Annotated in this window: 18 protein-coding genes and 1 tRNA gene; 2 read left to right on the top strand and 17 right to left on the bottom strand. The window is 69.1% G+C overall.

Going from position 1 to position 26,216, the window contains the following annotated elements:
* Both AC1ECW_RS08315 and AC1ECW_RS08310 read right to left on the bottom strand, forming a co-directional pair.
* Positions 1–306, bottom strand: a complete 306-nt coding sequence (locus AC1ECW_RS08315; RefSeq protein WP_409710501.1) for a chaperone modulator CbpM — start codon at positions 304–306, stop codon at positions 1–3.
* A complete protein-coding gene (locus AC1ECW_RS08310; protein WP_481201678.1) occupies positions 303–1,283 on the bottom strand; it encodes a DnaJ C-terminal domain-containing protein in 981 nt (326 codons plus the stop codon). The genes AC1ECW_RS08315 and AC1ECW_RS08310 overlap by 4 nt, the downstream gene beginning before the upstream one ends.
* A gap of 189 nt (positions 1,284–1,472) precedes the next feature.
* Between AC1ECW_RS08310 and AC1ECW_RS08305 the strand changes: the two genes are divergently transcribed.
* A tRNA-Ser gene (locus tag AC1ECW_RS08305) sits at positions 1,473–1,560 on the top strand.
* Positions 1,561–1,603: 43 nt separating this feature from the next.
* Here the strand turns inward: AC1ECW_RS08305 and AC1ECW_RS08300 are convergent.
* From AC1ECW_RS08300 to AC1ECW_RS08290, 3 genes are read right to left on the bottom strand one after another with little or no spacing between them, the layout of a single operon-like run.
* Positions 1,604–3,457 (bottom strand): GGDEF domain-containing protein, encoded by a 1,854-nt coding sequence (locus tag AC1ECW_RS08300; RefSeq protein WP_481201609.1) that lies wholly within the window; start codon positions 3,455–3,457, stop codon positions 1,604–1,606.
* A gap of 12 nt (positions 3,458–3,469) precedes the next feature.
* Entirely contained in the window at positions 3,470–5,710 is a 2,241-nt protein-coding gene (locus AC1ECW_RS08295) for an EAL domain-containing response regulator (RefSeq protein WP_481201608.1), read from the bottom strand.
* Between the two features lie 8 nt (positions 5,711–5,718).
* Entirely contained in the window at positions 5,719–9,045 is a 3,327-nt protein-coding gene (locus AC1ECW_RS08290) for a response regulator (protein WP_481201607.1), read from the bottom strand.
* Between the two features lie 207 nt (positions 9,046–9,252).
* Between AC1ECW_RS08290 and AC1ECW_RS08285 the strand changes: the two genes are divergently transcribed.
* Positions 9,253–11,010: a sensor histidine kinase gene (locus AC1ECW_RS08285; protein WP_481201606.1), complete on the top strand. Its 1,758-nt coding sequence runs from the start codon at positions 9,253–9,255 to the stop codon at positions 11,008–11,010.
* Here the strand turns inward: AC1ECW_RS08285 and AC1ECW_RS08280 are convergent.
* The 12 genes from AC1ECW_RS08280 to AC1ECW_RS08225 all read right to left on the bottom strand — a co-directional run bounded on the left by AC1ECW_RS08280 (position 10,994) and on the right by AC1ECW_RS08225 (position 26,207).
* On the bottom strand, positions 10,994–11,596 hold the full coding sequence (locus AC1ECW_RS08280) for an ANTAR domain-containing response regulator (RefSeq protein ID WP_481201605.1): 603 nt from the start codon (positions 11,594–11,596) through the stop codon (positions 10,994–10,996). The two genes, AC1ECW_RS08285 and AC1ECW_RS08280, sit on opposite strands and share 17 nt — an antisense overlap.
* Positions 11,597–11,680: 84 nt before the next feature.
* Positions 11,681–15,325, bottom strand: coding sequence for a PAS domain-containing sensor histidine kinase (locus AC1ECW_RS08275; RefSeq protein ID WP_481201604.1), 3,645 nt, complete (start codon positions 15,323–15,325; stop codon positions 11,681–11,683).
* A 169-nt stretch (positions 15,326–15,494) separates the two neighbouring features.
* Positions 15,495–16,700: an EAL and HDOD domain-containing protein gene (locus AC1ECW_RS08270; protein ID WP_481201603.1), complete on the bottom strand. Its 1,206-nt coding sequence runs from the start codon at positions 16,698–16,700 to the stop codon at positions 15,495–15,497.
* A gap of 49 nt (positions 16,701–16,749) precedes the next feature.
* Positions 16,750–17,958, bottom strand: coding sequence for a flagellar hook-associated protein FlgL (flgL, locus tag AC1ECW_RS08265; protein ID WP_481201602.1), 1,209 nt, complete (start codon positions 17,956–17,958; stop codon positions 16,750–16,752).
* Between the two features lie 28 nt (positions 17,959–17,986).
* The gene (flgK, locus tag AC1ECW_RS08260) at positions 17,987–19,876 is read right to left on the bottom strand and encodes a flagellar hook-associated protein FlgK (protein WP_409704842.1); all 1,890 of its coding nucleotides are present in this window, start codon (positions 19,874–19,876) and stop codon (positions 17,987–17,989) included.
* Between the two features lie 9 nt (positions 19,877–19,885).
* On the bottom strand, positions 19,886–20,743 hold the full coding sequence (gene flgJ, locus AC1ECW_RS08255) for a flagellar assembly peptidoglycan hydrolase FlgJ (RefSeq protein ID WP_409704844.1): 858 nt from the start codon (positions 20,741–20,743) through the stop codon (positions 19,886–19,888).
* Positions 20,743–21,876 carry a flagellar basal body P-ring protein FlgI gene (locus AC1ECW_RS08250; protein WP_481201601.1) on the bottom strand — a complete coding sequence of 378 codons (1,134 nt, stop codon included), beginning with the start codon at positions 21,874–21,876 and terminating at the stop codon, positions 20,743–20,745. Before AC1ECW_RS08250 ends, flgJ begins: the two co-directional genes overlap by 1 nt.
* A gap of 43 nt (positions 21,877–21,919) precedes the next feature.
* The gene (locus AC1ECW_RS08245; RefSeq protein WP_409704848.1) at positions 21,920–22,594 is read right to left on the bottom strand and encodes a flagellar basal body L-ring protein FlgH; all 675 of its coding nucleotides are present in this window, start codon (positions 22,592–22,594) and stop codon (positions 21,920–21,922) included.
* A gap of 19 nt (positions 22,595–22,613) precedes the next feature.
* Positions 22,614–23,396 carry a flagellar basal-body rod protein FlgG gene (flgG, locus tag AC1ECW_RS08240; RefSeq protein WP_409704849.1) on the bottom strand — a complete coding sequence of 261 codons (783 nt, stop codon included), beginning with the start codon at positions 23,394–23,396 and terminating at the stop codon, positions 22,614–22,616.
* 13 nt (positions 23,397–23,409) lie between these two features.
* On the bottom strand, positions 23,410–24,141 hold the full coding sequence (gene flgF / locus AC1ECW_RS08235; RefSeq protein WP_409704850.1) for a flagellar basal-body rod protein FlgF: 732 nt from the start codon (positions 24,139–24,141) through the stop codon (positions 23,410–23,412).
* Positions 24,142–24,169: 28 nt separating this feature from the next.
* Entirely contained in the window at positions 24,170–25,522 is a 1,353-nt protein-coding gene (flgE, locus tag AC1ECW_RS08230; RefSeq protein ID WP_409704852.1) for a flagellar hook protein FlgE, read from the bottom strand.
* 37 nt (positions 25,523–25,559) lie between these two features.
* A complete protein-coding gene (locus AC1ECW_RS08225; RefSeq protein ID WP_481201600.1) occupies positions 25,560–26,207 on the bottom strand; it encodes a flagellar hook assembly protein FlgD in 648 nt (215 codons plus the stop codon).
* Positions 26,208–26,216 lie beyond the last annotated feature (9 nt).

The following is a 26,216-nucleotide window of genomic DNA, read 5'->3' as shown; positions in this document are numbered from 1 at the left end:
TCACAAGCCGGCACGGGCGAGCCGGCGGCGCAAGGCGTCGATTTCGTCGTGCAGATCCGCCACCAAGGCCGCCAGCTCGGGCACGGCATCGAAATGGCGCTCCAGATGCACCATGCAGCGCACGCGGCGCAATGTGGCCGCGTCGAAGCGCCAGGCCGAGGCGCACTCGCCGCTGGCCTGCACGATCAAACCGCGATGCACCCGTTCGAGCACCCATTCAGGGCTGACGAGGGCGCAGCGGCACAAGGTCTCGAGGTCGAGCAGGGCCTCCTCGGGCCCCACCGCGGGACGGACATCTCGGCTCATGGGCGGTTCCCTCCGGATTCGGCGTCGGCCGCGGCTTGCCGGCGCGCATCGAACTCGGGCAGCGCCGCGGCCATCTGCTCGTAGAGCTGCCGCGCCTTCGGATGGTGGGCGCTGGGCAGGACGACGCGCACCACCAGCTCCAGGTCGCCGGGCGGACTCGACGGCAGCCCCTGGCCGCGCACGGTCAGTCGCTGTCCGCTCTGCGCCCCGGCCGGCACCCGCACGCGCAGGGTGTGGCCGTCGGGCAGGGCCAGGGGCACCACGGCGCCGAGAGCCGCTTCCCAGGGCGCCACCGGCAACTCGGTCACCAGGGTGCTGCCATCCAGGCGGAAACGCGGGTCGGGCCGGAACTGCACTTCGAGGTAGAGGTCGCCCGCCGGTGCCCCTCCGCGGCCAGGCCCCCCCTGCCCGGCCAGGCGGATCAACTGGCCCGGCCGTACCCCGCGCGGGATCTGCACCTGCAGGGTGCGGGCAGCCAGCCGCACCCGGCCGTCGGCATCGAGCTGCGGGCTGCGCAAGGTGATCTCCCGCCGCGCGCCCTGCCAGGCGTCGGCCAGATCGAGCACGATGCGGGCATGGTGGTCCTCGCCCCGGGCGCCCGAGGGGCGGGCGCCACGCGGGGCAGCGCGTGCGCCCATCCTCCCGAACAGCTCGGCGAAGAAGTCGCTGAAGTCGCCAAGGTCGGCGCCTTCGAAACCTTCGGTGCTGAACTCGAAACCGTCATCCCAGTCCGGCGGCGGGGTGAAGGGCTCACCGGCCCGGTGGCCGGCGCCCACGGCATCGTAGGCGGCCCGCCGCTGCGGGTCGGACAGCACCGCATAGGCCTCGTTGACCTCGCTCATGCGCGATGCCGCATCCGGCTGCCGGCTGACGTCGGGGTGGTACTTGCGCGCCAGGCGCCGGTAAGCCTGCTTGATCTGGTCGGCGGTGGCGTCGCGCGGCACGCCCAGCACTTGGTAGTAGTCCTTGAACTGCACCATTGGTCTTCTCCGCACCCCGACAAGTGACGGCCGCCGGCCGCCGTTTCAAGCCCCTGCCGCCCCTTCCTGGCGCTGCCAGGCAGGTAAACTTCGGTTCTTGCCATGATCGTCGGCGCAAGACGCTGGCAGGGGCTTGACGCGGATCAAGTCCCGCAGAGTCTTGGGGCGGCACATCGGAATAGATAAGGAAGCGTGGCAGAGTGGTCGATTGCACCGGTCTTGAAAACCGGCAACGGGCAACCGTTCGTGAGTTCGAATCTCACCGCTTCCGCCATTGAAGGCCACGGCCGGCGTGGGACGCTGGCCGCCGGGCGCGTTCACGCCACACACGTGCGGTTCTTGCCCGTGCGCTTGGCCTCGTAGAGCGCCTCGTCCGCGCGGTCCAGGGTTTCTTCGAGGCGCTCGCCCGGGCGGAACACCGTGACGCCGGCCGAGAAGGTGACGAAGACCTGGCGCTCGTCGTGCATGAAGAAGTTGGCCGACAGCGTGCGCTGCAGCCGGGTGAGCACGACGCGGGCTTCCTCGGCGGTGGTCTGGGGCAGCAGCACGACGAATTCCTCGCCGCCGTAGCGCGCCACGGTGTCCATGGGGCGCAGCGCCTGCTTCACGTGAGCGGCCAGGAACTTGAGTGCCTCGTCGCCGGTCTGGTGGCCCAGGGTGTCGTTGAGCTTCTTGAAGTTGTCGATGTCCAGCAGGCCCACGGCGAGTTCGCCCCCCTGCCGCTGCATGCGCGCGTGCTCGACCTCGAAGGCCTGGATCAGGCCGCGGCGGTTGGCGATCTCGGTGAGCGGGTCGGTGGAGACCTCGGTCGACAAACGCTGCAACTCGGCCTCGAGTTCGCGCACGCGCTGCTGCAGGGCCTCGGCCTGGGCGTGTTCGCTGCGCAACTGCTCGTGGGTGTCGTGCACCGCGGTCTGCACGCTGCGGGTGTCCTCCACCAGTTCCTTCACGACACCGGCCAGGCTCTCGAGGGTGTCGGCCTGTTCGATGACCTGCACATAGCGGTCCATGCGGTCCTGGAAGCGCCCGGTGTGCGCACCGAGTTCGCCGATGCGCTGGACCATGCTGTTGATGAGCTGCTTGATCATGTCGCGCGAGCGGGCGCGCTCGGCCTTGATCTCGCCCTGGCGGCTGCGGGTGGCTTGCAGCAGGTGGCTGACCGAACGCACGGTGCGGGCGGTGAGCCCCTCGCGCAGCCGCTCGCGCATCAGGCCGGTCTGGCCCTGGACCCAACTGCCGTCTTCGGCCAGCTCGCCCAGGCTGGCGCTGAGTTCGTCGCACAGGCCGCGCAATTGGTCGGTAAGGTGGGCGCGGTGTTCGAGCAGGCGTCGGGCATCGCCGGCCCAGCCGCGCCAGTCGTCGGCCAGGTCCTCGTCGGGCAGTTCGGCCAGCGGCGCCAGCAGGTCGCCCAGCCGGGCGCGCAGGCGCAGGCAGCGGGGGTCGTCCTCGGGCAGGGCCGCCGCGATGGCCTGGGCCAGGTCGGCGACCACCTCGGACCAGCGGCGGTCCAGGCCCTCGGGCCCGCTGGGAATGCCGGCCTCGGCCAGTGCGTCCAGCGGTGCCGGCTGGGTGGGCGGGGCCGTGCCGCGCGCCAGGGCCTCGGCCAGCACCGGGTCGTCGCCCAGGGCCGGCGCGTCGCCGGCGCCGTCGCTGTCCCAGCCGGCCACGAGCTGCTGCAGGCGCTGCTGCAGGCGCGCCGGATCGCCGCGGCTGGCGGCCAGTACACGCTGCAGGCTGTCCTTCTTGCGCGCGCTGGTCCACAGCCGGCCGCCGCGCTCCACCCCCTTGACCAGGCGCTGGATCAGGCCCGCCCAAACCTGGGCGTCGCCGCTGCCCCCTTCGGGGATTTCGGTCAGCCAGCGTTCGGCCTGCTCGTAGCGCCCCTGGGTCAGGGCCTCCAGCAGCGGGGCATGGCCGCCCGGCAGACGCTGGGCCAGGCGCTCGATCAGGCGCTGCACGGCCGGCGGCAGGGCCGGCGCGCCCGGGGGTTCACCGGCCTCGATGCGGTAGGCGCGCTGGTAGTTCTCGGGGGTGGGCTCCAGCCGGTCCAGCGCCAGCCGGCGCAGCGCCGCCTTGGCGATCTGGGCCGGGGTCTGGACGGCCCCCAGCGGGGCGGGCTGGGTGGCATTGCCGGACGGGCGTGGATCGGGAGACGATGGCAGGGAGCTCATGGGGCAAGGGCCTCAGGAGGCCACCCGGGGGGACCCGGGCCAGGTGGCGCCTGGGGCCGCCACGGCGGCCTCGGGGGCTGGCATCCAGACGGCCCGGCGCGGCAGCACGGTGTGGCGCAGCCACTGTTCGAGCTCGGCCGCCGGCAAGGGGCGGCTGAAGAGATAGCCCTGCATGGTGCTGCAGCCCAGACGGCTGAGCACTTCCATCTGCAGCATGGTCTCGACCCCCTCGGCGATCACCCGCAGGTTCAGTGAGCGGGCCAGCGCGATGATGGCGGTGACCACCGCGGCGCTTTCGGCACGCACGCCAAGCTCACGCACGAAGGAGCGGTCGATCTTGAGTTCGCCGATGGGCAGCGTGGTGAGGTAGGCCAGCGAGGAATAGCCGGTGCCGAAGTCATCGATGGAGATCTCCAGGCCGAGCTGGTTGAGCCGGCGCAGCCAGGGCATGACGTTCTGCAAGTCTTTCATCAGCCCGGTTTCGGTGATCTCGAGCTGCAAACAGCAGGGGCTGGCCTGCAGTTCCTGCAGCGAGGTCTGGATGCTCTCGACGAGGTCGGTGCGCAGGAACATGCGGCTGGGCAGGTTGACGGCCACGGGCAGGTCCGTGCCGAGCGACTGCTGCCAACGGCAGGCTTGGCCGATGGCCTCTTTGATTGCCCAGTAGCTCATCGGGACGATCAGGCCGGTCTCCTCGGCCAGGGGAATGAAGTCGGCCGGCGAGATGAGCTGGTCGCCGCGCTGCCAGCGCATCAGGGCCTCGGCCCCGATCATGGCGCCCGTGGCCACGTCGACCTTGGGCTGGTAGTGCAGCACCAGTTCGCCGCGCTCCAGGGCCTTGTGCAGGGCCGACTCGAGTTCGAGTTTGGCCCGCCCCATGCCGGCGAGCTGTGGAGAGTAGACGCTGCAGGCGTTGCGCCCCTGGTTCTTGGCGGCATACATGGCCACGTCGGAGTTGCGCTGCAGGTCAGCCACCGTGGTCCCGTCGCGCGGGAACAGCGCCACGCCCACGCTGGCCGTGACGAAGCATTCCTGGCCGCCCACCAGCACCGGCTCACGCAGGGCCTCGAGGATGCGATGGGCCACGCGCTCGGCGTCACTCTCGCTGCCCACCTCGGGCAGCAGGGCGACGAATTCGTCGCCGCCCAGGCGGCCCACCGCCTCCAGCGTGCGATGGGCCCGCGAACCCAGGGCATCCAGCGGGGCGTCGATGACCTGGTCGGAATGACGCACGCAGGCGCGCAGCCGCCGTGCCACCTCGACCAGCAGGTCGTCCCCCGCGGCGTGGCCGAGGGTGTCGTTGATGATCTTGAAGCGGTCGAGGTCGATCAGCAGGAAGCCGACCTGGTGGTGCAACTGCTTGGCATGCTCGATCGCACGCTCGGCCCGCCAGATGATCTGGCGGCGGTTGGGCAATCCGGTGAGCGAGTCGAAGTTGGCCAGGTGCTTGATCTTGTCCTCGGCGATGCGGCGGTCGGTGACGTCCTGGACGATGCCGTTGTACAGGCTGAGGTTGCCGTGTTCGTCGAATTCGGGCTCGGCCTCGACGTGCACGATGCGCTGGCGACCGTCGGCGAGGTGGACGGGCACGTCGGTGCACAGCACGGTGTTGTGGCGCAGCACCTCGCGCAAGATGGCCAGGAAGCCTTTGCGCTCCTCGTGCGGGATCATGTGCAGCACTTCACGCATGCCCAGTGCATCGCCCGGGCCCATGCCGAAGACCCGCAGCCCTTCGACCGAGAAGCTCAGGGTGCCTTTGTCGACATGCCAGTCGAAGCTGCCCATGCGGGCCAGGTCCTGCGCGCGGGCGAGCTGGGCCTTGCTGCGCTCCAGGGCCTGGCGTGTGCGGGCCGAGCGCAGCAGGTAGCGCAGACGGCCGGCCAGCAGGCTCCATTGGTTGGACTTGACGAAGAAGTCCGTGGCGCCGGCCTCGTAGGCGCGGGTGATGGAGGCATCGTCGTCCAGCCCGGTGAGCATGAGCACCGGAATGGCATGGAAACCCGGCGTGGCACGCAATTCCCGGCAGGTCTGGAAGCCGTCCATGCCGGGCATGATGGCGTCGAGCACGATGATGTCGGGCGACCAGTCGGCCAGCATGCGCAGGGCCTTCTCGCCGCTGGAGGCCTCGGTGATGGCAAAACCGCGCTCGCGCAGGGCGATCGAGGTCAGCAGGAGGTTGACCTCGTCGTCGTCGACCAGGAGCACCTTGGGTTGCTCCAGGTCGATGTCGTCGGCGAACGGCGAATAGCTCATGGTGCGGTTCAGGCGTCGCGCAAATAGGCGTTCAGGCTGGCGAGCACACGGTCGGATTCCTCACGCACGGCGGCCATCCGCACGTCCAGCGGTTCTGCGCCGCCGCCACGGATCACTGCCTCGATCTCGGCGCATTGGGCCGACAGCTTCAGGGCCCCCACGCTGGCGCACGAGGATTTCAGCGTGTGGGCCGTCAGGCGGATTGTCGCCAGATCCTGCACTTCGTGCGCTTCCACCATTTGGGGGATGAGGCGCTGCAGCGAGGCCTCGAAGGTGCGGAACAGCCGGTCCAGAAGCTGGTTGTCTCCCTTGGGATCGAGCTCGCGCAGGCGCTGCACGGCCTGGGGGTCGAAGACGTCGGGATCCGGGTTGCGCATGGCGGTCTCCGCAGCAGGGGCAGAAGAAGGCGGGGGCGGGGCGTCGGGTGCAATGCCGGCCAGCGGCTCGGCCTCGGGCAGCCAGCGCGCCAGCACGGCCAGGAGCTGATTCTGACGGAAGGGTTTGGAGAGGTAGTCGTTGAAGCCTTGGTCCAGGAAACGCTCCTCGTCGCCCCCCAGCGCATTGGCCGTGACGGCCACCACCGGGGTCTGCGGCGGCGTGAGGAACGCGAATCGCCCACCAGGGCCCTTCCGGAACCATTGCAGGGTGTCCACGCCGTCCATGCCGGGCATCTGGATGTCCATGAGCACGAGGTCGAAGCGATGTTCGCACAAGGCATGCAAGCCTTCCAGCCCCGAGGCCGCCACCTGGACCTGGCAGCCCAGGCGGCGCAGCATCTGCTGGATGACCTCCTGGTTGACGGGGTTGTCCTCGACGACGAGCACGCGGTGCGGGAAGCGGGGCTCGGGCGCGCTGGAGCGGGCCGGCGTGGCTGACACGCCCAGGATGGCCTGGCGCAGCTCGGCCTTGCGCACCGGCTTGGTCAGGAAGCGCTGGAAGCCCGCCTCGTGCGCTACCCGCACATCGTCCGGCGAGGACACCGATGACAGCAAGATGAGCTTGGTGGTCGTGCCGGCCGGATGCTGACGCAAGCGGCGTGCGAACTGCACACCGTTGAGACGAGGCATCTGCATGTCCACCAGCGCCAGGTCGAAGCGTCGGCCGGCGCGGTGCTCGCGCTCGACGAGGTCGAGGGCCGCCAGGCCGTCCACCGCAACGCCCACCTGCAGGCCCCAGGCGCCCAGCATGTTCTCGAGCACGGCACGGTTCGTCTCGTGGTCCTCGACGACCAGCACGCGCAGCGCGGGCATGTCCAGCGCGTCGAGCTCGGCCGCGGCGTTCGAGAAGGGCGAGACACTGACGGGCACGCGGAAGCTGAATGTGGAGCCCCGGCCCGGCTGGCTGTGCACGTCGATGCGACCGCCCATCAGCTCGACAAGCTGGCGGGAGATCGCCAGGCCCAGCCCGGTGCCACCATAGCGCTTGGTGGTGCTGCTGTTGGCTTGCGTGAACGGGCTGAACAGGCGCGGCAGCACCTCGGGCTCGATGCCGATGCCGGTGTCGCGGACGATGAATTCCAGTTCCACCCTGCGCTCATCGGCCGCCCCGTCCGAAGCGCCGCCCGGTGTCTCGTGGCTCAGCAGGTCGACCACGACCTCGCCGGACTCGGTGAATTTGATCGCGTTGGCCACCAGGTTGGTGAGCACCTGACGCAGCCGCAGAGGGTCGCCGTGGACCAGGGGTGGCACCCCCGCGGCCTCGCGGAAGCTGAGCTCCAGGCGCTTCTCGTGGGCGCGCGGGGCCAGCAGCTCCAAGGTGTCCTCCACCACCGAGCGCAGCACGAAGTCGGTGCCGGCCAGCTCCATCTTGCCGGCCTCGATGCGCGAGAAGTCGAGGATGTCGTTGATGATCTCCAGCAGGTTTTCGCCTGAGCGGTAGACCGCCTGCGCGAAGCGGCGCTGCGTGTCCGTCAGCGCGGTGCCCAGCAGCAGCTCGGTCATGCCGAGGATGCCGTTCATCGGCGTGCGGATCTCATGGCTCATGTTGGCCATGAACTGGCTCTTGGCCAGGCTGGCCGCCTCGGCCTGGTCGCGTGCGCGCTGCAGCTCTGCCTCGCGCTCGTGCTCGACGGTGACGTCGGTGCTGATGCCGTAGACGCAGATACTTCCATCGGCGCGGCGCTGGCTGCGGGTGCGGGTGCGCAGCCAGCGCAGGCCGCGCTCGGGGTGGTGCACGCGGTGCACCACATCGGTGGGCTGCAGTTGCTCCTCCAGTTGCTGGCGCCGCACCAGCAAGGGGTGGTCTTCTTTGGGAACACGGGCCAAGGCGCAACCGGGGTGTTCGATCATTTCCTGGGGCGTCACCCCCCAAAAGGAGTACAGCCGAGGGCTCAGATACTCGAAGTGACGGCGGTCCGGGGTGGTGATGAACACATGGTCGTCCAAGGTGTCGACGAGCTCCCGGAAACGCGCCTCAGATTCCAGCAAGGCCTGCTGGGCCCGGCGGCTGTCGGTCACATCGCGAGCCACCACCACCAGGGCATGGGGCACACCGTCCTGGCGCCGCAGCGTGAGATAGCGCACATTGAGATGGCGCTCGCCGCGCCGGCGGGTTCTCCAGACGAGGTCATCCTCGATCCAGCCTCCTCCGGCCAGCGCCCGCTGCACCGAGGGCCCCAGCATGGCTGCGAGTTGGCGGCCGTAAGCCTGCTCGGGCGGACGGCCGATCATTGCCTCGCGCCGCACGCCGAACTCCCGCTCGGCCTGCCGGTTCACCTGAATCAAACGCAGATCGTGCGGGTTCATCACGAACAGACTCACCGGCAGATGCTCGATGAGGTCGTCGAGCCAACGGCGCTCGCGCTCGATTTGCTCGGTGCGGCGTTCCAGGCCGAGCCGGGCGGCCTCGATGCGGGCCAGCAAACCGAGCTGACGGCCGGCCAGCCTGAGCAGGGCCTCATCGGCCACCGGGTCGCCGATGCGCGTACCCAACAGCTCGAGCAAGCCGGCTGGAGCCTGGTCGTCCCACACCGGCACCCACACCCGGCCGCCATCTTCGGGCCAGCACGGTGCCCGGCGCGCGATCGCCGACCCTGCCTGCCCGTCGTCATCGCGCACCGGGCGCAGCGCCCCGAGATCAATGTGGCTGTGGGCTTCGCGAATGTCTTCCTCCCAGGGATAGATCAACCCGGCGCGGCCGTTCCAGTCGTCCACCCGCCACACCGTCCAGGCCCGCGCCTGCAAGGGCCCGGCCAGGCAACGGCCCACCGCGGCGAGGGCCGAGCCCAATCCGCGGGCATCGAGCACGGCCTCCACCACGGCGCGCTCGACCGCAGCGCGGTCGAGCACGGCAGTGACGGCTTCGGAGCCGGCCGGCAGCGGAACGGGAGCTGACATCATCATGCGTCGATCACATCCAACCCCCCGCGGCGATGCGGGAAGCACTCGTCGGAACTTCGGCTCGAACCGCAGCAACTTGAGCCCAGGTGGGGGGACGGCGCGGCCGGGCGCGCCCGATCTTGGCGCCAGTGATGCGCCGGCCGCGAAAGGAGACGGGGAAAACCGAGAAAGAGTTGGCAAAGACACGTCCTTACAATGCGCCGCATGAGCGAAAGGCCCGCCGCCCCCTGCCCTGCCCCGCCATCGACACGCCCACCGTCCGCGTTCCAGGGGGCCCGCCTGCTGGTGGCCGCAGGTCTGGGCGCCGGGTTGACGCTGGCGTGGCTGGCCTTCAGCGTGACCGGCGCCGCCTGGATGCGCACCTCCTGGGCCGAGGGCTGGCTGGCGGTGGCGGGCTCGGACGTGCTGCTGCTGGTTTTTGCCCTGGGGCTGGTGCTGCTGGGGGGGGTGTCGTGGTGGTTCGTGCGACGCGACGAGGCGGCCCGCCGTGCGCAGGCCCTGGCCCACACCCAGGCCCGCGAGCTGCTCGAACTGCTGCCGTTCTGGTATTGGGAAACCGATGCCCGGCACTGCCTGACGCGCCTGCGCCCGCCCCCGCAGGCCCCGGCCTCGGACTGGCATTTCGACCAGCGTCTGGGCCGGCCGCTGTGGGAAGACTTCGGCAGCGGGGCGGGGTTGTGGCAGGCTCACCGCCGCATGCTCGACGGTCAGCGCCCCTTCCAGGACCTGCCCACCCACCGGCGCGAGGCCGACGGACGCACCAGCTTGTGGCTGCTGAGCGGCCGGCCCCGCTTCGATGCCGAGGGACGCTTCGTGGGCTACCAGGGCACGGCCCGCGACGTGTCGGCGCGGGTGGAACTGCAATTCGACCGACAGATCGGCCTGAAGCTGCTCGATGCCGTGCCCTGCGCGGTGCTGCTGGCCGAATCCGCCGCCGATGGGCAAGGCGGCTACCGCATCCGCTACTGCAACGAGCGGGCCGCGCGCTGCATCGGCCAATCGGCCGCGTTGCTGATCGGACGTGATGTGCTGGAGGCCGCCCGCGAGGCCCGCCTCTGGCCGTTGACACCTTTGCTGCAAGCCCTGGGACAGGCGCCGCAGGCCGAGCCGGTGCCAACCGCCCAGGACCGCCGCTGGGAAATGCGGGTGGAGTCCTTTGTCTTCGAGCACGGGGGCTCGCAACGCAAGGCCCTGCTGCTGGTGTGCACCGAGGCCCAGCCCACGGCCGACGAGGCCACCCAGGCCGAGCGCCTGGCGGTGCAGCGGGAACTGGAATCGTTCAGCTATACGGTGTCGCACGACCTGCGTGCCCCCATCCGCGTGATCGAGGGCTTCACGAAGATTCTCAAGGAGGATTACGCGCGCTCGCTCGACCGCATTGGCAACGACCATCTCGACCGGGTGCTGGGTGCGGCCGCGCGCATGAACGGCATGATCGACGCGCTGCTGGCACTGTCGCAGCTCACGGCCAAGCCCGTGGTCGCGCAGCCGGTGAACCTGAGTCAGCTGGCGCACTACATCGTCGAGGACTTGCGCCGCCAGGCCCCGCAGCGCCGGGTGGAGGTGATCATCCAGGACGGACTGAGCGTCCAGGGCGATCCGACGCTGCTGCGCGTGGTGCTGGAGAACCTGCTGGGCAACGCTTGGAAGTACTCGGCACGCAACGAGCACGCACGCATCGAGCTCGGGGCGACGCTGCAGGACGGGCGCTGGGTCTATCACGTCAAGGACAACGGGGCGGGCTTCGACATGCGCTTTGCCGACCGGCTGTTCGGCGTGTTCCAGCGCCTGCACAGCGCCAACGACTACCCCGGCACCGGCGTGGGGCTGGCAACGGTGCAGCGCATCATCCGCCGCCATGGCGGGCAGATCTGGGCGGAATCAGAGGTCGGAGCCGGCGCGCGCTTTTACTTCACGCTGGGCGAGGCCCGCCCGGGCGGCACGCTCAGCCCGGGGCGCTGAGGGTTTCCAGGGCGCTGACGAAGCGGCGTGCCTGCTCGTCCAGGCTCAGGCCATCGTGCACCGCCTGGCGGCGCAGCCGCTCCAGCGCCTGGCGCCGATCGAGCGAGAAGCGGTGCATGGCAATGCCCACCGCCAAGGCCACGATCTGCTCCAGCGCCTCGTCGCCCCCGGGGCCGCCCGGATCGTTGGCCGGCCGCAAGGGCTCGGCCCGACGCGACTGCTGATGCGCGAAGGCAGCCTCCACCGCCGGCACGATCTGGCGGATGTCCAAGGGCTTGACGAGGTAGGCCACGGCGCCCAGCGCCTTGACCTTCTCGAGGGTGGCGTCGTCGGAGAAGGCCGACAGGAACATGAAGGGGGTGTGCAGCGAGGTGCGCAGGTACTCGGCCACGTCGAAGCCGCTCTTGCCTTCCATGCGGATGTCGAGCAAGGCCAACCCGGGCCGGTGCTCGCGGGCCAGCAAGATGGCGTCGTCGCCGTTGTCGGCGTCGATGACTTCGTAGCCGGCCTGCGACAGCCCGTGCGTGAGCGTCGCCAGCACCAGCCGGTCATCATCCACCACGAGGATCTTGCCCTTGTTCGTCACGCTGTGCCTCGCCACCTGCTTCGCGCCCGGGGTGAGGGCCCGGGTGCGGATGAAAGTGTATTGTCGTCCAACTCCGGCCGGCAATCACGTGGGTTGGCGCGTGGCGCCGGGCGGCACGAGCCGGACCGTGGCGCGCACGCCCTCGTCGCCGTCGGGCTGCAGCGAAAAGCGGGCGCTGCGCCGCGGCAGCAGGGCCCGGATCAGCCCCAGCCCCGAGACGCCGGCGGGTACCTGGTCGAGCGAGAAGCCCTCGGGCAGCCGGCCGCGGTTGCACACGCTGAGGCTCACCGCATCGGCCTCGCTGTCGAGCACACAGCGCACCTCGCCGCCGGGGCTGTGCTTGACGGCATTGGTCAGCAGTTCGTTCAGGCTGAGTGCGATCGGGATGGATTCGGCCTCGGGCAGCACCCACTCGCCGGCCCCCTCGCCCTGCTCATGCAGAACGATGGTGCGATCGAACGTGCGCTGCACCGAGCCGGTGATGGCCTGCACCACCTTGCGCAGGCGCAGCGGGCCGCTGGCGCCGACCTGCAATCCGTAGACATGCGCGATGGCCTGCACCTGGCCGGCCACCTCGCTGATCGGGCCGGCCATCTCGGGCTTGCGCTGAGCGATCTGCTGCAGCAAGCCGGCCACGCCTTGCAGGTTGTTCTTGATGCGGTGGTGCACTTCCTTGACGAGCAGCTCGCGCTGGGCGATGGCCGCCTCCAGGCGGGCCTCCTCGGCGGCGCGCTGCTCGGTCACGTTGGTGGCCACGAGCAGGAGCTGGTCCGCAGGCTCGCCCGGCTGGGCCAGGGGCATGAAGCGGGCGTCCCAGACAGTGGGCTGCCCCTTCACGCTCACGCGGTACTCCTTGTGCGTGACCCCCTCGCTGCGCAGGGCCTCTTGCATGTCGGCACGGAACTGCGCCGCTTCCTTCGGGCCGTAGACGTCCTCGGGGGTGGTGCCGACCAGCTCGTCGATGCGCCGCCCGGCAATGTCGGCGGCCGTCTGGTTGATCTGCAGGACCTTGAGCGTGCGGGCGTCGCGCAGCGTGATGGCCAGGGGGGCCAGCTCGATGATGCGCTGCAGCGAGGCGCGGGCCTGGGCGATGCGGCGTTCGGCCTGGCGGCGGCTGTCGATGTCCAACAGCGCGAAGGTCAGCTCGCGCCCGCCCAGGGCGTGCGCGCCGGTGACGACGGCATTGCCAACGACCCAGAAGCGGCGGCCGTCGCGCGCGGCCACCTCGCATTCGAAGTTGTGGGTCTGGCCCTCGTCGAGCCGGGTCAGCAGTGCCTGGTCGCGGAAGGGATGGGTCGGATCGTCGGGGGCCACGACGCTCATCGGCCGTCCGGCAAAGTCGGCCAGTTCCCCCCCGAACATGCGGCGCGCCGAGCGGTTCATCCACTCGATGCCGTGAGGCCCCACGGTCACGATGCCAACGAACACCGAGTCGAGGATGGCGCGCGTGCGCTCGGCCTGGGTCACCAGGGCCTGCTCGGCGCGGTGGCGGGCATCGACGTTGACGTAAGACGCGATCACCCCGCCCTCGGGCCGGCCGGGTTCGACCAGGCGTTTGCTCACCTGCACCCATTGCAGCCGGCCGTCCTTGCGGCACAGCACACGCTCGCCGGCCCAGTGCCCCACGTCGGCCAGGGCGCGTGCCTCGGAGTGTTCACGACCGTCCGGGTCCCACTGCGTATCGAAAAGTTCGGCCTCGGCGCGCTGCTCGAGTTCCTCCAGGGGGTAGCCGCTGAGCAGGCTGAAGCCCTCGTTGGCCCGCTGCACCCGGCCGTGGCGCAGGAACACGATGCCCACGTCGGACAGGCTGAACATCAACTCGCGGTCGCGCACCACGGCTTCGAGCTCGATCTGCTGCGACTTGAGCCGGGTGATGTCCGACAGCACCGCGATGGACTCGAGCTCCGGCCCGGGGCTGTCCATGCGGCGCATCGACAGGGCGCACCAGCGGGCCTCGCGCCCGGGCAGGCGGATCTCGATCTCGGTCTCGAACTGCCCGGCCGAGGCCAGGGTGTTCAGGGCCTCGTGGGCGAGGTCCTGGTCCTGACCGGCATCGCGCAGCAACTCGCCCAGGCGCGGTTCGAGCGGGGGGCTGCCTTCCAGGCCCAGCAGGTGCTCGAACTGGCGGTTGTAGCGCAGCAGGGTCTCTCCGCGCAGGTAGGCGATGCCCGCCGAGGTGCTTTCGAGGATGGTGGTGAGCTCGCGCAACAGCCGGTCGTTGCGCTGCTGGGCCTGGTGCTGCTCGGTCACATCCAGCGTGATCACCGAGGTGCTGCGCTTGCCCGAGCTGAGCACCCGGGGCTCCACGCGCGTGAGCAGCCAGCGCAGGCCCAGCTCGGGGTGGACGATGGCGTAGCGGGCCTCGGCACGCTCGCCGCTGCGCAGCGCGCGCTGCACGCGGTCGAAGTCGGCCAACGTGTCGGAACGCACGAGTTCGCGGCTGATGGCCTTGAGCTGACTGGACGGCAGCACCTGCCCGGCAGCCGCCGCGCCGGTGGGGTGGAAGCGGCCGCGTTGGTCGTCGAAGAGCGCCAGCCCCGCATGGGCGGTCTCGACGAGGGCACCGAGTTGCGATTGGGCTCGGTCCAGCTCGTCCTCGGCCGTGCGGTCCTCGATGACGGACATGAAGCGTCGCCGCCCCTGATGGGTTTCGAGACAGCGCACCACGGCGCGCAGCGAGCGATCCTCGCCGTCGGGATGTTCGACCCATCCATGGCGCAGCAGCGGCGGACTGCCCGGGTGCAGCCCGGCCAGCGGACCGCCGCTGTACCAGCCCAGCAGGTCGCGCAGGCTGTTGTGCACGTCGGCCAGCGAGGCCGGCAGCTCGCCCACGAGCTGGGCCAGCGCCGGATTGCTGCGCACCACCAGACCGTCCTCGTCGAAAAGCATCATGCCCACCGGCGACAGGTCGAACCAGTGATCCAGCTCGGCCGCCGAGCGCTCGGCCATCTCGCGCGCGAGCACCTCGCTGGTGCAGTCCTGCAGCACCGAGAAGCGCCAGGACGCGCCGGGCGCGGTGCCACGGATCACATGGGTGACGGCCCGGTACCAGCGGGTGTGCCCCTTGGCGTCGATGAGCCGGCGCTGCGTGAAGGCCGAGGCGTCGCCGCCTTCGCCCAGCGCCAGGCTGAGCTGCTGGCGGGTCTCGCGCTGGGCTTCCCGGTCCTGCGGGTGCAGCAGCACGATCGGGTCCAGGCCGATGAGCTGGTCGCGCGCAAAGCCGGTGTAGTCGATCATGGCCTGGTTGACATCCACCAGGCGCTGTTGCGCATCCTGCAGGGTGACGGGAAAGGGAGAGTCCCAGAACATGCGCCGCAGTTCGCGCAGCGCTTCGGGCTCGGCAGGCATGGCCGCGGGGACGCTGGCCGCCGTCTGCGCCGGGCTCAGACGCAGCCACCAGCGCCGGCCGGGCTGCTGGGCCAAGGCCAGCCGCCAGGCCTGCCCGCCAGGGCCCATGACCCGCGGGCCCAGCATCCAGGCCTGGGGGGACTCCGCAGGGGCCAGCCGCCCCGCCTGGCGCAACTGGGCCAGCACCCACTGCACGGCCGACAGCCCCAGCGCACCCACCAGGGTGTGCACCGTCGCACCCGGTGCGGTGCGCAGCCGCTCACGCGCCGCCCGGTTGGCCAGCTCGACGCGGCCGGTGTCGTCCAGCCACAGGCCGGGCTCGGGCTGTTGCTCGAAGTCCGGGGCCTGGTCGGAGGGCGGATCGGCGTTGACGGCGCTCATCGAGGCGGCAGGCGACGCAGGGGCTGAGAGGGAGGAGCCGTCATGGACATGTGGCTTGCAAAGACCGCTGTCGGCCCTCCCGGACGGCCGGCGAGGGGCGTGTGCGTGCCCCAGTGTAGAGCAGCCCCGCCGCTGCGCAAACCCGGGCGGCCGAGCACCGGGCTTGGCCTCACTCGAGCTGGTTGGCCATGGTCAGCGTGCCCAGCACGGCGCGGTTGACCTCCTGCAGGCTCATCAGCAGGTGTTCGGCATGCTCATGGATCACCGGCGCGGTCTCGGATTCGACCGCGCGGGCCAGCTCCAGGTAGGGATGGTGCGGCCCCTGGCCGTCGACCAGGGCCTGGTAGACCCGCTCGGGCACGGGAATGGTCTTGAGCAGTTCGTCGAAGGGCTTCTGGAAGATCTTGTCCAGCAGCGAGAAGACGCCGCAGATGAAGACCTCGCCGCGGGTCTCGTCGTCGCCCGTGTGGGCCACGAGCTGCTCCATGAAGATGCCCCGGCGCACCGAGGCGTACATGACCGGGCGCATGTTGGCGTCCTTGTTGGCGGTGGCCAGCAGCAGGGCCAGCCAGCGCTTCAGGCGCTTGTAGCCCAGCAGCATGATGGCGTGCCGGAAGGAGCCGATCTCCACCGACAGTCCGAAAGCCGGGGAGTTGATGTAACGCATGAGCTGGTAGGCGAGCGAGGGGTCCCGCTTGAGCACGGCCTCGAGCTTGTCGACGTCCTCGCCCTCGTCGACACGCCGGATCAGCTCGATCAGCACCGCCATGTCCGGCTGCCCGGAACGCCCCCCCGACGCGGCCGCCGTGCCGGTCACCTCCTCGATCGGCCAGCCCAGCACGGCCAGCGCCCCGCGCGCGAAGCTGCCCTCCATCTCGGCCACGGTGCGCACATTGCTCTGGATGAAGCCCATGTGGCGCGCCACGCCGGGTTCGACATGGCCGGGGACCTCGTTCCTGCGGCGATCGTCGGCCAGGTCGATGATGGAATGCTTGAAGCACGGCAGGATCTCGCGCGGCAGCAGCGAGGGCGGACGGCCGTGCAGCAGCAGGGTGTTGCCGTTGGCATGGAGCTGGGCGATGACCTGCGTGTTGGCCGGGTCGCAGGCGATGAACGACGGGATCTCGACCATCACCGACGACAGCGGCCGGGCCCGCAGCAAGTCGTTGAGCAAGGTCTCGCTCATGACGTTGAGCGACACCGGCTGCCCGCCTTCGGGCCAGACCTCGGCGATCGCCGCCAGCAGGTGGTCGGCCTTCAAGGCCTCCTGCGTGCGCAGCGACGACACGGTCAGACGGGTGGCCACGATCTTGCGGCTGCGGTCCACCATCGGGGAATAGCTCAGCGCGATGTTGCGCAGGACGTCGTTGTCCATGGGCAGCGGGTTCGATGCAGTGTCGTTGGAAGGCAGGGCCCGCGGCGGCTCAGCCCAGATACTGGAACAGGCTCATGCGCTGGACCATGCCGTAGGTCTTGAGGACTGCATCGTAGCCGGTTTGCTTGTTCTGGAACTCGGAGATGGCCTGCACCATGTCCAAATCTTCCGCATTCGAGCGATCTGTTTGCGCATTGAGTTTGAGGGCGGACAAGCGGTCTTCGACACCGTCGATGCGGTGGAGGGTGTCGCCCACGGCACTGCGCACGCTTTGCATGCGCGCCAGCACGGAATCGAGGTTGCGCAGGCCGTCGGTGGTGGTCTGCACCACCTCGGAAGGGGTGGCGCTGCCGTCGCGCAGGCCCGCGATCGCGCGGTCCAGGGCCTCGAAGACGCTCAGCGTGGGAGTGCTGGGCATGATGCGGAACTCATCACCGTTGGCGGGCGTTCCGCTGATGTTGAACGCAATCCCGTCGATCGAGATGGCCGTGCCGGATTGGTAGGTGCCGCTCGTGGCAGCCCCCACGGGAGCGCCGGTGCCGGGATCGCGCCGCTGGATGGTGTAGGTGGTCCCGGCCCCTGTGACGGTGAAGCTCACGTCGTACCGCAGCTCTTGGATCAACGAGGGATCGGTCACCCGACCGGCATCGATCCAGGCCGCACCGTTCACGTTGACGCGCTGTGTCTCGAACACCCCGTTGCCGGTGGCCGCGCTCATCCAGGCCGCGTTTCCGTCAACCGTGGATGGCAGCGCTTCGCCCGAGGCCACGGACACGGCGCCGGCGATGCCCACGAACTGCACGCCGGCCGCACCATCGACGAAGGGTTCGCCCGAGGCGCCTTGCCCGGCAAAGAGGTAATTGCCCGCGCCGTCTTGTCGGTTGGCAATCGACAACAACTGGTCACGGATTTGCTGCAGTTGCGCTGCCAGGCCGCGCCGCTCGGCTGCGGTGTAGCTGCCGTTGCCTGCGGCCACCAGGGTTTCTCTTGCCGACTGCAACAAACTGACGGCGCTGCCCAGCGCACTTTCGGCCAGCGTCATGGCCGAGCGGCTGGCCTCGACAGCGCGTTGCGAGACGAGCGCGCGGTCGACTACGGCCGCGGCACGCTCGGCACGCGCTGCGGCGGTGGGGTCGTCGCTGGCGCGCAGCACGCGCTTGCCGCTGGTCAGACGCACCTGGGTGTCGGTGAGGTCGACTTGACGGTCTTGCAGGTTCTGGATCGCGTTCTGGTACGCCGTGGCGGTGGCGATGCGCATGAAGAAATCTCCGATCGGTCAGGACAGGTCAGCGCCCGGCGGTCTGCAAGATGGTGTCGAAGACTTGCTGAGCCACTTGCAGCACCTTGGCGGCAGCCTGGTAGGCCTGCTGGAACTGGATGAGCCGGGCAGCCTCCTCGTCGAGGTTGACGCCGGAGAGGTTGTCGCGAGCAGCCTGGGCATCGCGGGCGATGGCCTTGGACATGTCGGCCGAAGCCTGGGCCCCCTGCACACGGATGCCCACGTCGGCCAGGACGCTGGCGTAGGCGTTGGCCAGGGTTTCGCCGCCCACCATGGGTTCATCGCGCAGGTCGAGCAAGGCCAGCGCGTTGCCATTGTTGCTGGCCAGGGCGCCGGACACTGCCGAGGTGGAGCGGATCTCGATCGTGTCGCCGGCCTGGGGCACGCCGGTGAGCGTGAGCTCCCAGCCATTGATGCGGATGGGCTCGCCAGGCACGAGCGTGGTGCTCGGTGTGCCGCTCACCGGCCCGACGATGCTGAAGGTCGTGGGCGAGGTGAAGACGATCTGCAGCGGCTCATCGAGGTTGGGATCGGCCTGCCGGGGCCGCAGGACGCCCACCCCCATGGTGCCTTGATTGGAGGGACTGACCACCGCGACCACCGGAGCGGCTGCTGCGATGCCCATGGGATCGGACAGCGCAGCGCGCAAGTCGCTGGCTGCAAAGCGCACGGGCTGAATCAGGAAGCGGTCGCCTTCGGCGGGCGTGCCAACCGGCACGGTCAGAGTGATGCCTGCTTCCTGTGTGCCGGGGGTGTAGGACGTCCAGGCCCCGTCGGGCAGGCGGCGCAGCTGCCAGGCCCCGCCTTGAAAGCGCAGCTCCAAGTCCGTGGCCTGCAGCGCGGTGGCCTCGGTAATGGCCACTGCGATCTGCGCCGTTCCGGTGTTGGCAGCGTGAGGCAAACTGCGCGGCGCGCCCACGCTCAGCAGCGGCCCTCCCGCATTGCCATTGAGGTCGTAGCCCAGGGCCTGCTGCTCGTTCAGACGGGCCGCGAGCACCGCGGCCATGCGGCCGACCTGATTGATGGCCGCTGGCAAATCCTGGCTTTGCACGCGCAGCATGGCCGCCAGACTCCCGCCGCCCAGGCTGCTTTCGACCAGGGGGCGATCCACCCCTGCCTCGCGCAGGCCCAGCCGTCCGATGCTGTTGTCGTAAGGGTCTGGCACCAGCGTGAGCGGCAAGGCGTCGTTGCCCAGCACCAGGCGCTGGCCGCCGGCGATGAACAAGCCCACCGTGCCATCGTCGGCAGGGATCTGGGTGACCTGGATGAACTGGCTGATCCGGGCGATGAGCTGGTCACGCTGATCCAACAAATCGTTGGGTTCGTGTCCCAGTCCTTTGACGCGCGCGATCTGCTGGTTCAGATCGGCCACGCGCCGGGTCAGTTCGTTGACGGTGCCAATGGAGGTTTTGAGGTCTTGCGTGATGCTTTGTTGCAAGGCCGTCAACTCGCCCGCGGCCGAACGGTAGCCAGAGGCCAAGGACTCCAGGCGCGACAGCACCACCTGGCGGGCCGAGGAATCCGAGGGGTTGCTGGCCACGTCGACAAAGGCGTTGAGCAGCTGACCGGCAGCAAAGCCCAGGCCCGATTCGCCCATGCGAAATGCCTTCTCCATGCGCTGCAGATAGTCCAGGCGCGTGGCATCGCCGGCCGCCACGGCGGCGGTGTGGGCCGCCTCGGCGCTCAGGAAGGCGTTGTGGGCGCGCTCGACGGTGGTGATGTTCACCCCCTTGCCGAAGAAGCCGGCCCCGCTGAACTGTCCGCCAGCGGTTTCGAGCTGCACCGTCTGGCGAGAATAGCCCGGCGTGTTGGCGTTGGAGATGTTGTTCGCCGTGGTGTTGAGCTGCGCCTGCGCGGCGAACATCGTGCGCGTGCCCAGGCTGATGAGTCCGCTCATGATGGATCCTTAACTCATGGCGCGCTGCAGCCGCAAGGTGGTGTTGATGACGCGCGTGAGCTTTTCGGCATAGGCCGGATCGGTGGCATAGCCGGCGTCCTGCAGTCCTTGCGCGAAGCCTTGGGCCGTGTGCCCCTGTTCGATCACGCGGGCGTAGCGCTGGTTGTTCTTGATCAGTCGGGCGTAGTCGCGGTAGGCGTCGTTCAGCGAGTCGTAGGCGCGGAACTTCTGCACCATCTTGCGCGGCTCGCCGTTGACGTACTCCGTGGTGACGACCTCGGCCACCTTGCCCTGCCAGCCCGCCGTGGCCTTGATGCCGAACACGTTGTGCGAGGAGGTGCCGTCGGCGTTCCGGATCTCACGACGGCCCCAGCCCGACTCGTGGGCGGCCTGCGCCAGGATGAAGTGCTCCGGGATGCCGGTCTCTCGCGAGGCGAGCTGCGCGGCCGACCAGTGCTCGCGCAGGAACTCGCCCTGCGGCCCGGCCGCCCGCGGTGCGGACAGCGCCGCCGGCAGCGGGCGCGGCGCCGAAGGGCCCGGCCCCGGGGGCGTGGCCGGCGCGCCGATGTGCCGCTCAAGCTGTCGCGCGATCAGGTCGGCCAGGCCGCCGGGCAGGCCGGTGAGCCGGGCGGCGTATTGCTGGTCGAGCAGGTCGGTGCCCAGGTCGGAGCCGGCGTTGTCGATGAGGCCGGCGGCCATCGTGGTCGCGCGCATGCTCTTGAGCAGCTCCTGCATGAACACGGCCTCGAATTGGCGTGCGGCCTCTTTCACCGCCGCACGCGGGTCCTGTCCTGCCCGTGCGCGAAGCGAGTCCAGCGACTTGACGTCGCCGGACAGGCCATGCTGCAGCGCCAGGGGCGAGTTCATCAGATCACCTCGAGTTCGGCCTGCAAGGCGCCGGCCGCCTTCATGGCCTGCAAGATGGCCAGCAGGTCCATGGGCGTGGCCCCCAAGGCGTTGAGGGCACGCACGACATCGGTGAGCTGGGTGCCGGCCGGCACCTCGATCAGGGAGCCGCCGTCTTGCTTGATGCGAATGTCGGCCTGCTCGGCCACCACGGTCTCGCCGCGAGACAACGGCGCCGGCTGGCTGATGACCGGCGTGGAGCTGATGGTGACCGACAGGTTGCCATGCGCCACGGCCGCCGGCAGCAAGGTGACGGCCTGGTTCATCACGATGGAGCCGGTGCGCGCATTGAGCACGACCTTGGCTGCCGGCGCCGCCCCCTGCACGCTGAGGTTCTCGATGTCGGCCAGGAAGGCCACACGTTCGCCGGGCGACTGGGGGGCGCGCACGCGCACGGTGCGACCGTCCAGCGCCTCGGCCACGCCTTCACCCTTGGCACGGTTGATGGCCAAAGCCACTTGGCGCGCGGTGTGGAAGTCGGCGGCGTTGAGGTCGAGCTGCAGGAACTCGCCTTGGTGCAGCGGCGTGGGCACGCTGCGCTCGACCGTGGCTCCGCCGGGAATGCGACCGGCGCTGAGGTGATTGACCTGCACCTTGCTGCCGCCGGCCGAGGCACCGGCGCCACCCACGATGAGATGGCCCTGCGCCAGCGCGTAGATCTGACCGTCGGCACCTTTGAGCGGCGTGGCGATCAGCGTGCCGCCGCGCAGCGATTTGGCATTGCCCAGCGACGCGACATTGACATCGATGGCCTGCCCGGGCTGCGCAAACGGTGGCAATTGGGCCGTGACCATCACGGCGGCCACATTCTTGAGCTGCATGTTCACCCCGGGCGGGATGGCCACCCCCATTTGCTGCAGCATTGCGGTGATGCTTTGGGCGGTGAACGGGGTCTGCGTGGTTTGGTCACCGGTGCCGTCCAGCCCCACGACCAGGCCATAGCCCACGAGCTGGTTGGGCCGCACGCCCTGGACGGAGGCCACTTCCTTGATGCGCTGGGCCTGTGCAGGCAGTGGCCACCACAGCGCGGTGCTCGCCGCCACGGCAGCCACGGCGATGGCGATGCGCAGGAATCGGTCGTAGCGGGTGTTCATTTCGGCCCAAGTCCCAAAAACTTGAGGCCATTGTTGGCCGCGTTCAGAAGGGGATAACGCTCAAAAAGAAGCGTGCAAGCCAGCCAATTCCCTGCGCCTCGGCCTGCTGGCCGCGGCCGCGGTAGTCGATGCGCACGTCGGCGATCTGCGAGGAGTTGACGGTGTTGCCGGGCTGGATCGCGCGCGGATCGACGCGGCCCGTGAAGCGCATCACTTCCACATTCTGGTTCAGGCCGATCTGCTTTTCCCCGCCGATGATGAGGTGGCCATTGGGCAGCACCTCCAGCACGGTGGCACTGATGGTGCCGGTGAAGTTGTTGGCCGCTTCCGTGCCGCCCTTGCCGGAGAAGGTGTTCTCGGATTTTCCGCCCACGCTGGCGCGGCCGAAGGAATTGGGGTTGATGCCCGGCAGCGCCGTGATGCTGCCGTTGATGCTGCCGGTCTTTTCCACCGTGGAGGCCGAGCGCTGGCTGGCTTGCACGCGCTCGACGATGTTCACCGTCAGGCTGTCGCCCACCAAGCGTGCGCGGTGGTCTTCGAACAGCGGCCGATAGCTGGCCGCTTGGAACAGCCCCCCGTTGTTGGCCGGCGCGTAGGCCACGGGCTGAGGACGGGCCGTCATCGCTTCGGGCATCTCGACCTTGGGCGCCATCGTCTGGCAGCCGGCGAGCAGGCCGGCGCCCAGGACCACACCGCAGGAGATCAGGCGTTGCATCATGGATCCTCGACGGTGGGCATCAGAGCTGGGCCAGGCGCTGCAGCATCTGGTCGGAGGTCTGGATGGCCTTGGAGTTCAACTCGTAGGCCCGCTGGGTCTGGATCATGCCGATCAGCTCCTCGACCACGTTGACATTGGAGGTCTCGAGAAAACCCTGCTGTAAGGTGCCCAGGCCTTCGCTGCCCGGCACGCCGGCCGTGGGTGGACCGGAGGCGGCCGTCTCGATGTACAGGTTCTGCCCGCGGGGATCCAGGCCGCCCGGGTTGACGAAGTTCACGAGCTGCAAGGTGCCCAACTGCACCGGCTGGGCCGAGCCGGGCACCACTGCGGTGACCACCCCGTCGGACCCGATCGTGATGCTGAGGGTGTTGGGTGGAATGGTGATGCCCGGGGCCACGGGAAAGCCGTTGTTGGTGACGAGCTGGCCGTTGGCGTCGGTCTTGAACGAGCCGTCGCGGGTGTAGGCCGAGGTGCCGTCGGGCATCTGGATCTCGAAGAAGCCGTTGCCGTTGATCGCCACGTCCAGCGGGTTGGTGGATTGCTGCAGGCTGCCTTGCGCGAAGCTGCGCGCGGTGGCCACGGCCCGTGTGCCCAAGCCCACCTGCAATCCAGTGGGCAACTGGGCCTGCTCGGCGGTGTTGGCGCCGCTTTGGCGCAGGTTCTGGTAGATCAGATCCTCGAACTGCGCGTGGGAGCGCTTGTAGCCGGTGGTGGCCACGTTGGCCAGGTTGTTGGAGACATGGTCTAACTGGACCTGCTGGGCCTCCATGCCGGTTTTCGAGATCCACAGCGAGCGCATCATGGCAGGGGCTCCTTCAGGCGTTGGTCGACAGCAGCTTGGCCGACGCGGTTTCGTTCTGCTCGGCGGTCTTGAGCATCTTCATCTGGTGCTCGAACTGGCGGGCAGCGGAGATCATGGCCACCATGGTCTCGATGGCACTCACGTTCGAGCCTTCGAGTGCACCGTCTTGCAGGCGTGCGTTCGGGTCGGCGGGCAGTTCCTCGCCGTCGGCACTGCGGAACAGGCCGTCGGGCCCGCGCTGCAGCGGGGCCTCGGGCGTCACCATCTTCAGGCGGGCCACAGGCAGGTTCTGTCCATTGGGGGTGCGGGCGCTGATCGTGCCATCGGGCGCGATGCTCAGCTGTGCATTGGGTGGGGCTTGCACCGGGCCGCCGTCGCCGATCACGACCAGGCCGCCCTGGGTCATCAGCGTGCCGTCGGCGGCCACCGTGAGCGCACCGGCGCGGGTGTAGGCTTCGGTGCCGTCCAGGGCCTGCACGGCCAGCCAGGCGTTGCCCTGCATGGCCACATCCAGCGGCCGGCCGGTGTGCTGCACCGGGCCCGGCGCGGCGTCGTAGCCGGTGGTGGTCTCCAGCGCATAGACCCGGGTGCTGGCACCGTCGCCGCGCACCGGCACGGCCCGGAAAGCCTGCAACTCGGCCCGAAAGCCGGTGGTGGACACGTTGGCCAGGTTGTGCGCGAGCACGTCCTGGCGCTGCATCGTGGCCTTGGCGCCGGACATGGCCAGGTAGATCATGCGGTCCATGGAGGCTCCTGCAGTTAAGGCATCAGGGTCAACGCAGGCTCACGAGCGTCTGCAGCACCTGGTCTTGCGTGCGGATGGTCTGGGCGTTGGCCTGGTAGGCCCGCTGCGCGGTGATCATGTTGACCAGCTCGGCCGTGAGGTCCACGTTGGATTCTTCCAAGGCGCCGGCCTGCAGCACGCCCATGTTGCCCGAGCCTGGGGCACTGACGGTCGGAACCCCGGAGGCATAGGTGGCGGCCCAGACGTTACCTCCCAAGGGCTGCAAGCCTTGTGGGTTACGGAAGGTGGCCAATTCGACCTGGCCGGCCGGGCGCGATTGGCCGTTGGAAAAGCGGGCCATGATCACACCGCTGTTGTCGATGGTCACCCCCACGAGCTGGCCGGCCGCGAAGCCGTTCTGCGTGAGGTTGGTCACGCCGAAGGTGGTGCCGTACTGGGTGGAGTTGCCCATGTTGAGCTGGATGCCGGCGATCGGCAGCGTGGAGCTGCCGTCGGGCCGCACGGTGGCGGGCACGTCGATGGGGATGCGTCCATCGGTCGAGGTGCCGCCGCCGCCCATGTAGTAGGTGATCGAGCCGCCGCCTGCGGCGGTGGGGTTGCCGCCCGAGGCGGGCGGATAGTTGATCGTGGCCACCGGCGCGGGGCTGGCGCTCGTGCCTCTCAGCGGCACACCGTTGGCGGTGGCGTACACGTCCCAGGTGTTGGCCGCCGTCTTCTGGAAGTAGTAGGTCACCGCAACGTCCTGACCCATCGTATCGAACAGGGTGACCGAGGTGGCGTTGTTGAAGGTGGTGGGGTCGTTGAAGTTGATGCCGCCACCACTTGGGCGGGTGATGCCGGCACGGGAGTCGAGGTTGAACTCCAGCTCGATGGCGCTGGTGGGGTTGGGGTTGATCCCGGCCGTAGGCAATTGGATGGGGCGCGCCTGTTGAGGCGTGATCACCCCATTGGCATTGGCCACATAACCCAACAAGACCTGGCCTTGATTGTTGACGATGTAGCCATTGCGGTCGACCTTGAACTGGCCGTTACGCGTGTACAGCGGCGGCCCGTCCATCGTGGGCGGTGTATTGGGTGCGGCATTGGGGTCGCGCACCACATCGGCCACCTGGAAGAAGCCCGAGCCGTTGATGGCCAGGTCCAGCGGGTTCTCGGTGGTGGTGATGTTGCCCTGGGTGAACTGCTGGGCCACGGCGGCCAGGTTGACCCCGATGCCGATGTTGGTGGTGCCGGCGCCGTTCATCGCGGCCGCGTACATGTCGGCAAACTCAGCGCGCGCGGTCTTGGCCCCGAAGGTGCCTGCGTTGGCGACGTTGTTGCCGATGACGTCCAGGTTCTTGCTGGAGGCGTTCAGACCGGAAAGACCTTGCTGGAAGCCCATGGTGCGTTGTCCTTGTGGGTGGAAAAGCGTGAGCGCTTCAGTGGTAGACGACGGCGGCGACCTTGTTGTAGGGCACGGTCTTTCCGCTGAAGAGGTCGAGTTCAAGGCCGTTGGCCGTGGTGCTCACGGCGCCGACGGTCTCGCGCGCAAAGGTGTCGGCCTGGATCGGGGTCTTGCCCGAAGCGGCACTCACTTTGAACGTCACCTGCGAGGGCTGCGTGCCCTCGGGCGCCGTCCAGAAGAAGTGATGTCGGCCCTTGCCCATGGCGCCGAGGCTGAGACGGTCGATCACCTGGCCCGAGGCATCGGTGATTTCGACGTTGACCAGGTCGGCATCGCCGTGCAGCTCAAAAGCCGCGCGCCCCTGGCCATCGACGATGTTCATGTGATTGCCGGTCACCAACACATCGCGCCCGATGAGGGCCGCGCCCTGCAAGGCCTGCGCCTGGGTGAAGGAGTAGGCCATGGTCTGCAAGCTGCCATTGAGCTTCTCGATGCCGGTGACCGTCTGGATCTGCGCCATCTGGCTCGTGACCTGCGCGTTGTCCATCGGATTGAGGGGATCCTGGTTTTGCATCTGCGCGACGAGCAGCTTCAGGAAACGATCCTGGGCACCGACCTCGTTACTCGCGGAGATCCCGGAAGTGCTGCTCTTGGTGGTGCCGTTGATGGAGGATAGGTCCATGGTGTGCCT

It is taken from the genome of Caldimonas hydrothermalis (assembly GCF_056746695.1).
This window is presented reverse-complemented; position numbering and strand designations above follow the sequence as displayed.